This is a genomic window from Waltera acetigignens (assembly GCF_025567015.1).
Taxonomy (GTDB): Bacteria; Bacillota; Clostridia; order Lachnospirales; family Lachnospiraceae; genus Acetatifactor; species Acetatifactor acetigignens.
The window spans coordinates 113,484-119,641 of the sequence record NZ_JAOQJO010000015.1 but is presented as its reverse complement, the minus strand read 5'-3'; the positions used below and the strand labels follow the sequence as shown (position 1 = coordinate 119,641).

Below are 6,158 nucleotides of genomic sequence, written 5' to 3'. Positions count from 1 at the left end.
ATCACATTGTGGTCACGCAACAGTTTTTCCACTACAGTGCCCTTCATTACGCGAAGCAGCGGCTTCTTCAGTGCATTTAAAGGTCCGGGCAGTTCAATCTCCAGAGGAGACATGCCATCCATCAGCTTCACGCTGCTGTCCAATAACTCTCTGACATCATATACACTTCCCCATACCTCAGGCACACCTCTGTCTACACCTAACAGTCCGTAGACAGCCTCCATAGCGGTTCTCACGGAATACTCTGTGGTGAACACGGTGTCTCTCGGGGTCTCTGCAAACTGGCCTAAGAAAGCGAAGTTCACACAGCCGTCGGGAATGACATCGGGACGGTCACCCTTGGTTCTGGGCATGAAGAATGCGGTAATATAAGGCATCATGGTAGGTACGCAGACTGCGCTGTGCTCTGCCAGATCCTCGATATCTTCTACGGGCACACCTAAGTGATACAGCCACTCTTCGGTGATCTCTTTACCGGTACAATCCTTCATGGGCTTCTTAATATAATCGCCGGGTACGTCGGTAAACAGACCGTATACCCATACACATACCTGATTTTTGTCCTGTTCCTTGAACTGTCCCTGACGGTTGATTGTCCAGCTCATGAGCCACTTGGAATCCTGGCAGCTTACGATACCGCCGGTTACGACCTTACCGCTTCTGGGGTCACGCTTGCAGATATTGGTGATATAAGGAATGATCTTGTCATCCAGTGTGGTCACGGTAGCGGATTCCCAGTTAGTCTTGGAGACATCAGAACAGAACTTCTCGGGATGTCCGAAGGAAGGATCCTGTTTTGCGATATTTTTCCACAGGCTCCATACGCCGCTGGTGCGAACCTCCGCGTCACCGTTGGGTGCATGGTTCTGGTCACCGTAGATAGTACCCTCGGTACAGCTTCCGTTGGTAACGAATACCAGGTCGTTCTCGGTGAGGACAATGCCCTTCTCTACACCTTTTACCTTGCACTCGATAGCCTTTGCCACCTTTTTGCCGTCATTGATATCAAAAATAACATTTGTCACTTCGGTGTTGAACTGGAAGTCCACACCTGCTGCCTCCAGATACTTCTTCATGGGAAGGATCAGAGACTCGTACTGGTTGTACTTGGTGAACTTCAGGGCACTGAAGTCAGGCAGTCCGGAAATATGATGGATGAATCTCTGGAAGTAAAGCTTCATTTCCAGTGCACTGTGCCAGTTCTCGAAAGCGAACATGGTTCTCCAGTATAACCAGAAGGTGGAGTTAAATACTTCATCATCGAAAACATCTTCGATGGTCTTGTCATACAGATCCTCGTCCTTTGTCATGAACAGCTTCATGATCTCCATGCAGCCCTTCTGGCTTAAGTTGAACTTGCCATCGGTATGGGCATCCTGTCCACAATCCTTCGTTGCACGGCACAGAGAATAGTTGGGATCTTCCTTGTTCAGCCAGTAATACTCATCCAGCACGCTGGCTCCGGGTACTTCCAGAGAGGGAATGCTGCGGAATAGATCCCACAGACATTCAAAATGGTTCTCCATCTCACGTCCGCCACGCATGACATAGCCTCTGGCAGGATCAAAAATACCGTCACAGGCACCGCCTGCGATATCCATTGCCTCTAAGATGTGAATATGGGAACCGGGCATCTGTCCGTCACGTACCAGGAAACACGCTGCTGCTAAAGATGCCAATCCGCTGCCTACGATGTAAGCATTCTTCTCGTCCACTCCTGTAGGCTTCTTAGGTCTTGCGAAGGCTTCGTAGTTACCGTTGGAATAATAAATGCCTTTGCTGTTCTTGTCATATCTCCCAAGCTCAGTGTTACGGTAGTCTTTCTTGGCTGCCTTGACAGCTGCCTTTCTCTCCTCTTTCTTCACCTCTGCCTTATGTCCCTTGGTTACTGCTGCCACTGCGCCTGCACCTACTGCCAGCGCTGCCAGTCCCAGTCCGATATTATTCTTTTTTGCCATAATGATTACCACCTTTCTTTGATGACTCTCAAATGTTTTTCTGTTTACAAATAGTATCCTACTTCTTTTTTATAAGAAAACCAATTTACAAAAGAGGATAAATGATAAAGTTTTTATCATCCTGCCCTTTTTGTAAAGTACTTATACTATTTCAGAATTTCTTTTCCGTGTGCTCAAAATTCTCGATGGAGCGGCTGATGTTTCCGTAAAGAGTGATTGCCAGTTCTTCAACGATCTTATGATAATCGTCCTTCATTCCCCGATCAATCCAGTCTAACATCACACCCACAAAACCGTATTTGTAAAATCCGGCAATGAATTCCTTGTGTTCCTCCGCTACCTGCATGCCGGTGCACTTTTCCTCCACCACGTCCGCAATGAGCTGGTAGGTCAACTTGTTTAAGTAGCTTTCGATCTTCTGGCGATCCACGCAGCGGTAGACATTCATAATGAAAGGTTTATTCTCCTGCACTGCCTCGAAAATCTGGCAGAAGCCTTCTTGCCAGTTCTCGTAGGTCTTCTTCCCCTGCAGTGCCTTCGTGCCGTCTTCCACGCAGACCCACTCTACCAGATCATAGATGTCCTTGAAATGATAGTAAAAAGCCATCCGGCTGATGCCGCAGTCCTCTGCAAGTTCGTTAATGGTGATCTTATCCAGAGACTTCGTGAGAAGTTCTTTTTTCAAAGCTGCTTCCAACGCCAGTTTCGTTGTATTGGCCATAGCCTGTCCTCCACTGTTTTATGTATTATTTTCTGTTCTTCCTCGATATAGCTTATGTAATTCTATTATAAGCTCACGCATTCGTACCATCGTACTCTACATCTTACTTCACAGGATATTCATTCGCTAAGGTTGTCGTTCGTCAATCATGTAAACATGTTGACTTCCTTATACTCATTATATTGTACGACAATAGACTCAAAATGGGCAAATTAACTTTTTATAAAAAAACTCTTGCTTTTTGTAAAATTCCATGGTATTATCTTACTTGCGTTTCGGGGTGTGGCTCAGCTTGGTTAGAGCGCCGTCTTAGGGAGGCGGAGGTCGCGAGTTCGAATCCCGCCACTCCGATTCATGTATAGGCGTCAAAATCTTTTTACGAGGTTTTGACGTCTTTTGCTTTTGAAAATTGTAGAAAAAATTTGAAAAATTTAAAAAATGGCTTGCTTTTTATAAAATTCTATGCTATGATAATTTTCGTTCCGGGGTGTGGCTCAGCTTGGTTAGAGCGCCGTCTTAGGGAGGCGGAGGTCGCGAGTTCGAATCCCGCCACTCCGATTCATTGTAAAGTCCTTGATTTTCAAGGACTTTTTTTGTTACATTTCATGTTGTATCATGGTACTTTTCTGATTTTCTCTATGTTTCCTTTTGGTGTTTCCCTATAGCCACATATGCGTATTGAATCTTTCTGCTTGGAAGTCATCGGGGTATACTGTAGAATTTTGGTAGATTACGCCCCACTATCGAAACACTAACGGGGCTTATCTGAAACATTTTAAAGATTTACGCCCCGCTTTCAGAACGCCAACGGGGCTTATCTGAAACATTTTAAGATTTACGCCCCGCTTTCAGAATGCCAACGGGGCTTATCTGAAACATTTTAAGATTTACGCCCCGCTTTCAGAACGCCAACGGGGCTTATCTGAAACATTTTAAAGATTTACGCCCCACTTTCAGAACGCCAACGGGGCTTAGCACAAAGAAATTATAAATTAACCCCCAGTACTCAAGATTTAGTGGGGCTTAACAAACACAATTTCAGCATGCTTATGAGCTCCACTTAATCATCCAGACACTCCTTTCCCATCTACCTCGCTGAAAAATTTTTCTATCAGTCTGTTTACTTCATCCGGTTGGTCAGTATTGGAATTATGACCGGCATTTTTTATCCATTTAAGCGGTAAACCGTCTCTCTGATGCCATTTCTTATTATAGCTTTTTGCTGAACCTGCTTTATCCTTTTCTCCACAGATAAGAAGTGCCGGACAACTGATACGATATGGCAGATCTGCTTTGATTGCCTCAGCAAGCATTCTGTACCCAAAACCGGCGAGCCTTGCATATTCTTCAGGATCTGAATCATAGGACATCATCATCTTCCGCATAAGATTCTGACCATAATCCGTCTCTGCGCACCCTCTTGACCCTGCCCTAAGAAGCACTTTCCATGGATATATCTTATATAATGGCTCTGCTCTTTCAAGAAGCCATATTTCCACTGCGGTCATATAAGACTTTTGAAGAGGTGCAGAATCAATGGAGATAAAGCCTTTTATCTTATCCGGATATAATTCCATATACATTTGAGCCAGATATCCCCCATAGACTGACCGATAATTATGGGATTATAAATTTCTTCTTTTACTAAGATTTCATAAAGCCATTCTGCCATGTCAGACAGACTGTAATTATTCGTAAATGGTCTGGATAATGCATGTGATGGTGCATCCCATACAAACACATTCTGTCTCTTCTCAAAATATTCTGTCTGCTTTTCAAAAAGCCTATGGTCTGCCGTAAGTCCCGGTAAAAACACTAACGTAATTTTCTGTTTATCTATTATATTTACAAAATAATGAATGCAGCCACAGGGTGTATTATAACTGTTTTCTGTCATTTCCCGTCCCCTTTCCATAAATCATTTCCCAATGATTTATCCTTCATATGCCACCTTCATTGACCGATTAACAGAAGACCTCATCGGATATCTCATTGACCTGCCTTAGCTTGTTTATAAAGCAGACCGCCTTTAATAAACAATAATAAGAACATTACGGTTATCGCATACGGCTCTCTTGCCATAGCCAAAAACAAAACAGCAATTATACTAAGTCCTACAGACAAAGCGGTAATTATCTTTTTACCTTGTTCAAATTTGAAATAGACCATCAGTATTTTTACAATTCCTATAATCGTTAAACTAACAAACAATGCCCAATAACCACTGAAATGATGCTTAACTGAATGGCATTGGTCATTTCTTTATCCATGTGTTTTCTCCTCTGTTCTATACCTCATTGATTACTGATTTTTAAAATTCCGCAAACCTTTCCCGGCTTGCGGAATCTTCCAAACATATTATAATTTTTCCACGCACCGGATCAGTGAATCCACATTTTCTTCCTTCGTGGCCCAGCTGGTACAGAATCGCACGCAGCTGTGTGTGGCATCGATCCGCTGGTCATAGCTGTACTCGAACTGTTCTGAAATCTTCGCCAGGTGTGCATCCGGCACAATGACGAAGATCTGGTTCGTCCGGTTGGGCGCCAGATAGTTGTAGCCCTTCGCCGTAAATGCTTCCCGCAGCTTCTCCGCCATGGCAATGGCATGGGCGGAGATCTCCTGATAGAGACCATCTGTGAAAAGCGCATCAAACTGCAGTCCCAGCAGTCTTCCCTTGGCAAGCATGCCGCCATTCTGCTTGATAATATACCGGAAATCCTGTGCAAGCTCCGGATTTTTGATCACTACTGCTTCTCCGAACAATGCACCGACCTTGGTTCCACCAATGTAAAAGACATCGCAAAGTGCCGCGATATCCGGCAATGTCAGATCGTTGTCCGGCGCTGCCAGTCCGTAGCCCAGTCTGGCGCCATCTAAGAACAGATACAGTCCATATTTGTGACAGGTCTCGGACAGAGCGGTCAGTTCCGCTTTGCTGTAAATGGTTCCCACCTCGGTGGGATTGGAAATATAAACCATTTTCGGCTGTACCATGTGCTCAAAGCTGTCGTTGTGAATATGGGCTTCGTAAGCCTCTGCTACCTGTGCTGCCGTGATCTTACCGTCGGGGCTTTCTAGTCCCAGTACCTTATGTCCGCAGGCTTCCACCGCACCAGTCTCATGGACATTGATATGTCCCGTGACAGCGCAGAGCACGCCCTGGTGCTTGCGAAGTGCTGCATTGATCACTGTGACATTGGTTTGGGTCCCACCTACCAGGAAATGGACTGCCAGGCTGTCATCCCCACAGGCCTTACGGATCTTCGCGCGCGCCTCTTCACAGTATTTATCCTCACTGTAGCCCGGTGTCTGCTCCATATTGGTCTGCACCAGGCGCTCCAGCACCTTCGGATGCGCTCCCTCATTATAGTCACACTGGAATAAAATCTTATCGCTCATTTTTTATTGACACCGCCGTGACAGTGTATTTCCTCCAACGTTATTTATATTTTAGCTTTTTCAATTTGCTAACTCTT

The 6,158-nt window shown here is 45.0% G+C and carries 5 protein-coding genes and 2 tRNA genes; 2 read left to right on the top strand and 5 right to left on the bottom strand.

All coding sequences use genetic code 11. From position 1 onward, the window contains the following. Together OCV96_RS14310 and OCV96_RS14305 are read right to left on the bottom strand one after the other, a co-directional pair. Nucleotides 1-1,958 (bottom strand): oleate hydratase (locus OCV96_RS14310; RefSeq protein ID WP_262594771.1); only part of this gene is annotated, 1,958 nt, incomplete at its 3' end. Between the two features lie 151 nt (nt 1,959-2,109). Then, the gene (locus OCV96_RS14305) at nt 2,110-2,679 is read right to left on the bottom strand and encodes a TetR/AcrR family transcriptional regulator (RefSeq protein ID WP_118504311.1); all 570 of its coding nucleotides are present in this window, start codon (nt 2,677-2,679) and stop codon (nt 2,110-2,112) included. A 276-nt stretch (nt 2,680-2,955) separates the two neighbouring features. Between OCV96_RS14305 and OCV96_RS14300 the strand changes: the two genes are divergently transcribed. Further along, a tRNA-Pro gene (locus OCV96_RS14300) sits at nt 2,956-3,030 on the top strand. Between the two features lie 132 nt (nt 3,031-3,162). Then, nucleotides 3,163-3,237, top strand: a tRNA-Pro gene (locus OCV96_RS14295). A 506-nt stretch (nt 3,238-3,743) separates the two neighbouring features. On the opposite strand, the gene OCV96_RS19520 is transcribed toward OCV96_RS14295, so the two are convergent. The 3 genes from OCV96_RS19520 to OCV96_RS14285 all read right to left on the bottom strand — a co-directional run bounded on the left by OCV96_RS19520 (nt 3,744) and on the right by OCV96_RS14285 (nt 6,081). Further along, entirely contained in the window at nt 3,744-4,187 is a 444-nt protein-coding gene (locus OCV96_RS19520; protein WP_330672231.1) for an alpha/beta fold hydrolase, read from the bottom strand. Between the two features lie 44 nt (nt 4,188-4,231). After that, entirely contained in the window at nt 4,232-4,576 is a 345-nt protein-coding gene (locus tag OCV96_RS19515; RefSeq protein ID WP_330672230.1) for an alpha/beta fold hydrolase, read from the bottom strand. Nucleotides 4,577-5,037: 461 nt separating this feature from the next. Further along, entirely contained in the window at nt 5,038-6,081 is a 1,044-nt protein-coding gene (locus OCV96_RS14285) for a threonine aldolase family protein (RefSeq protein WP_262594770.1), read from the bottom strand. Nucleotides 6,082-6,158: the final 77 nt, after the last annotated feature.

Excerpts from the sequence above, each read along its gene's own strand:
- OCV96_RS19515 (WP_330672230.1), bottom strand. The coding sequence starts at position 4,576 with ATGACAGAAAACAGTTATAATACACCCTGTGGCTGCATTCATTATTTT.
- OCV96_RS19520 (WP_330672231.1), bottom strand. The coding sequence starts at position 4,187 with ATGACCGCAGTGGAAATATGGCTTCTTGAAAGAGCAGAGCCATTATAT.
- OCV96_RS14285 (WP_262594770.1), bottom strand. The coding sequence starts at position 6,081 with ATGAGCGATAAGATTTTATTCCAGTGTGACTATAATGAGGGAGCGCAT.
- OCV96_RS14305 (WP_118504311.1), bottom strand. The coding sequence starts at position 2,679 with ATGGCCAATACAACGAAACTGGCGTTGGAAGCAGCTTTGAAAAAAGAA.